Here is a 4,493-nt window from a genome sequence, read left to right as displayed (position 1 = left end):
ACGGCACTCGATCGGGTCTCTGCACGGATACTATCCCGGCATGTCCCACAGCAATATCGCCGACAGGGTGCGCGCGCTCCCGGGGTGGCGCCACCCGGCAGCGCTGGCGCTCACCCTGCTCTTCAGCGTCGTCGTGGGGCTGGCCAGCATCACGTGGGTGAGTGGGCCCGCGACGTTGAGTTGGTGGTGGCCCGCCGCGGGTGTCGGTGCCGCCGCGGCCCTGATGTCCTCGTCAGCCCAGCGCCCCTATGTCAGTGCGGGCTACGGGGCGATGATGGTCGCCGTCTCGGTGATCGGCGAGCGCGGGATGGGGATCGCCGTCCTCGGCGGCTTGTCGGCGGCCATCGAGGTGTACGTCGTGGCGACCATCGCCACGGGTCGCTCCGCCGCGCCGGGGATCCGCAACCTGAAAGCCGCCGGCCGGTTCATGCTGGGCGCGGTGGTCGGCGGCTCCGTGGGCGGGCTCGGGGTCGCAGCGGGCGTGGCCGTGGAGGGCGGGTCGTTCCTCTCCACGGTCGGAGGTATCGCCGCATCCCATACCTCGGCCATTCTGGTCATCACCCCTCTCGTCCTGATCACGCGGGAGAAGCGCGTGACCCCGTGGAGGATCTCCCTGGGGCTGACGCTCCTCACCCTCGCCACCACGGCGGTGGCGTTCTTCCCCGGTTGGAGGGACCCGCTGGGGTTTTTGCCGGTGCCCGTCCTGATGTACGCGGCCTTCACGCAATCGATGCGTGTGACGTATGCGCAACTGGTCCTGACGATCGCCGTGGTGAGTGGGTTGACCGCCCTCGGCGGCGGGGCGTTCGCCAACTCCGCCGGGTCGATCAGGGTCGTGAGCCTGTTGCAGCTCTATGCGATCACCCTGGCCGTCACCGTCCTGTTCGTCGCTGCGGCGCAGGCCCACCAGCGTGCGTTGATCGACCAGCGCGAAGGCACCCGGCGGCTCTTGAACGAGGGATTCGCGCGCGCCCGCAGCGGCTTCGCCATCTTGTCGGAAGAAGCGGGCGGGGCGCTCGTGGTCCTGGAGATCAACCCGATGGCGACCACCGTGCTGGCCTCCGAGTTGACGGCGACGGCGAAGTCGGGCCTGGTCGTCCGGCCGGACGGAACGCTCCGACCGTTCGCGAGGACTCTCGTGCCCGGCCGGTCCGACACCACGGCGTGGCCGGTCGACGAGGGCGACGACGCTCTCTTGCGCGTCACGATCGAGGCGCTCGACCGATCGGACTACGGCACGTTCTACCTCCTCTACGTCGAGGATCTCAGTGCTCTGCGCGAGGCGGAGGCGGTCATGGCCGCGCGGCTGGAGAAGCAGCGCCAGATCGTCGACGCGCTGCGGGCGATGAACCAGCAGAAGGACGACTTCGTCGCCAGCGTGTCGCACGAGCTGAGAACGCCGCTCACCTCGATCAGCGGGTATGCGGAGGAGCTCGCCGATCTCGTGCGCACTCCCGTGGAACGCGACTACGTCGCCGTGATCCTCCGCAACTCCGAACGCCTTCTCGAGCTGGTCAGCAACGTGCTCGCCGCTGCCCGACGGCAGCGGGGAGACGCCGAGGCGCCGGCGGTGCCGGTCGTGCTCGCGGAGGTCATCGAGCAATGCCTGCTCGACGTGCGGTACAGCGTCGTGAGCCGAGAACTGACCACCGAGGTGGACTGCGCCTCCTCCGTGCGCGTCATGGCGTACGCGAGCGATCTCGGCCGAGTGATCACCAACCTCCTCACCAACGCCGTGAAGTTCTCGCCGCGCGGGGGAGCGGTGACGATCACCGCGCGCGCCACCGAGGATGCGGTGATCGTCACCGTGCAGGACGAGGGGCCCGGGATCGACCCCGCGGAGCGCGAGCGGCTGTTCGAGCCCTTCTACCGCGCCCCGCGAACGATCCATGACGGGGTCGCCGGAACGGGGTTGGGGCTGGCGATCACGCGAGACCTGCTCGCGGGGATGAAGGCGACCATCAGCCTGGACAACGCTCCCGCCAGGGGCACGATCGCCGAGGTCCGTTTCCCGCTGGCTCCTGCTCCCGCAGAGGTGCCCGTCGGGGCCCGATAGATCGCGCCGCTGCGCTCCCCACCTCGAGGTCGAGTCACCCCGGAGACGGACGCGATGTTCGCCCGCACTCCGGGGTGACGACGTTCACCGCCGCGTCCTGATCAGTTCGCGGACACGGAGTCGCGGGTCGGCACCCACCCGAGCGCCGGAGCGACGTACTTCGCGAAGTTCTCGACGAGGCGGAGGTTGAACTCCACGCCCATCTGCGACGGGATCGTCAGCATCAGGGTGTCGGCGCTCATCACGGCGGCGTCGTTCTGCAGCTGCTCGACGAGGGCGTCGGGCTCGGCGGCGTACGTCTTGCCGAAGGTCGAGCGCATGCCGTCGATCACACCGATCTGGTCGGAGCCCGCCGACCCGCCGAAGTACATCCGGTCCTCGTCGCTGACGATGGGGAAGATGCTGCGGCTCACCGACGTGCGCGGCGTGCCCGCGTGGCCGGCCTCGGCCCAGGCGGCGCGGAAGGCGTCGAGCTGCCGAGCCTGGAGGATGTCGAAAGGCGTGCCGTCGGCCTCGGTGAGCAGGGTCGACGACATGAGGTTGATGCCCTTGCGGCCCGCCCACTCGGCGGTCGCCGTCGTGCCGGCGCCCCACCAGATGCGCTTACGCAGGCCGGGGGAGTGCGGTTCGATGCGCTGCAGACCTGTGCCGCCGCCGAAGGGGCTCATCGGATCGCGCTCGGCGAGACCCTCGCCGTCGATCGCGCGCAGGAACAGGTCGAAGTGTTCGCGGGCGATATCGGCGCCCCGCTCGTCCTCGGACCCCGTGTAGCCGAACGCCTCGTAGCCGCGCACGACCGTCTCGGGTGACCCGCGGCTCACGCCGAGCGCGAGACGGTTCGCACTGATCAGGTCGACGGATGCCGCCTCTTCGGCGAGCATGAGCGGGTTCTCGTACCGCATGTCGATGACGCCGGTGCCCACCTCGATGCGCGAGGTGCGCGCAGCGATCGCCGCGAGCAGCGGCATGGGCGCAGCCTGCTGGCGCGCGAAGTGGTGGACGCGGAACGAGACGCCGTTCACGCCGAGGTCGTCCATACCCTGAGCGAGGTCGATCGCCTGGAGCATCGAGTCGCCGGCCGACAGGTGATGCCCGCCGCCGAGGGGGCCGTAGTGCCCGAAGGAGAGGGTGCCGAAAGAGCGCATGACGTATGCAACGCGGCATCCCCAGGTCTATTCCCGCGCATGCAAGCCCCGCCCTCGACTTCGCGTGCTGTGGGACGATTCAAGGAATGGATGCCGAGGCGCAGGACGAGCTGGCGAGGCTTCGCGCGCGTGCCTACGGGCCGGATGCCGATCTCGCCGGTGATCCGGTCGCCTGGGCGCGGCTGCACGAGCTGGAGGACCTCGAACGGCGACGCCGTGCCGAGGTCGCCGCATCGCCGCCGACGGAGAGCGGTCCGCCCGAGGTCGCGGACAACACCGCGGCGCTGGCTGCCGACGGCGCGGAGGACGAGGAAGCGACCACCCCGGAGCGCCCCTCCCGGCGACCGGTCGTGCGCCGCCCCCGGACGCTGTGGCTGTGGGCCGGCTCTCTCGCCGCGGTCGCCGCCGTGGCGAGCGCGGCCTCGGTCGCCGCGGCGACCTTCGTTCCGGTCGCACGCACCGCGGGCGTCGCTCAGGTGGAGACCCTGTTGCCCGATCCGTCCGTTCAAACCGATTCGCTGTCGCCGCTCGGCATCGACCCGTCCGAGGTGAAGGGGTACGCCGACTTCCTGGGGCTGACGACGTTCGCCGGCTCCACGCCGATCGACTCCGCCGGCAACCGGGCCGAGTGCCTGTTCCTCATCGAGACGGCCGACGCGCCGTGGACCGAGGACGACGGGACCTTCCAGGGCGGGTTCCGGTACGGAGGGTGCGGGGCGGGCTCCTTCCCCGCGACAGTGGAGTTCGTCGTCACCCCCGAACTGCACGAGGCCTTCCGCCAGCGTTTCCCCGTCGGCAGCGCCGTCCAGTTCGTGCGCGACGGGGATCGGATCGGGGTCTTCTCCGACGCCGACTGAGCGCGACCGGCGGGTCGCGGATCGGGGGATGAGAGGGTGGAGCAGTGACCTCGCTCCTCGACCACGTGCCCGCGGGCACCGATCCGGATTCCGCCTACCTGGGATTCGTCGAGTGGGCGAGCGAGCGCGGGCTCACGCTCTACCCCGCCCAGGACGAGGCCGTCATCGAGATCGTGTCGGGGGCGAACGTCATCCTGTCCACGCCGACCGGGACGGGGAAGTCCCTCGTCGCCGTCGCCGCGCACGCGGCATCCCTCGCCCGGGGCGGCCGCAGCTACTACACGGCCCCCATCAAGGCGCTCGTGAGCGAGAAGTTCTTCGCCCTCGTCGAGATCTTCGGCGCCGAGAACGTGGGGATGGTCACGGGCGACTCCTCGGTCAACGCCGACGCTCCGATCATCTGCTGCGCGGCCGATATCCTCGCCAACGTCCCCC

The 4,493-nt window shown here is 70.4% G+C and carries 4 protein-coding genes; 3 read left to right on the top strand and 1 reads right to left on the bottom strand.

Annotated features, from left to right (window positions below; all coding sequences use genetic code 11):
* The first annotated feature begins 40 nt into the window (after positions 1 to 40).
* Complete coding sequence (locus tag LQV45_RS18715) at positions 41 to 2,056, top strand: HAMP domain-containing sensor histidine kinase (RefSeq protein WP_230008312.1); 2,016 nt, start codon at positions 41 to 43, stop codon at positions 2,054 to 2,056.
* A gap of 101 nt (positions 2,057 to 2,157) precedes the next feature.
* Here the strand turns inward: LQV45_RS18715 and LQV45_RS18710 are convergent, their stop codons facing one another.
* On the bottom strand, positions 2,158 to 3,201 hold the full coding sequence (locus LQV45_RS18710) for an LLM class flavin-dependent oxidoreductase (protein WP_230008311.1): 1,044 nt from the start codon (positions 3,199 to 3,201) through the stop codon (positions 2,158 to 2,160).
* 86 nt (positions 3,202 to 3,287) lie between these two features.
* Here LQV45_RS18710 and LQV45_RS18705 point away from each other — a divergent pair, with 86 nt between their 5' ends.
* Both LQV45_RS18705 and LQV45_RS18700 read left to right on the top strand, forming a co-directional pair.
* A complete protein-coding gene (locus tag LQV45_RS18705; protein WP_230008310.1) occupies positions 3,288 to 4,058 on the top strand; it encodes a hypothetical protein in 771 nt (256 codons plus the stop codon).
* 44 nt (positions 4,059 to 4,102) lie between these two features.
* On the top strand, positions 4,103 to 4,493 hold a 391-nt coding region (locus LQV45_RS18700), incomplete at its 3' end, for a DEAD/DEAH box helicase (RefSeq protein ID WP_230008309.1).

The organism is Microbacterium sp. Bi128 (assembly GCF_918698205.1).
This window is presented reverse-complemented; position numbering and strand designations above follow the sequence as displayed.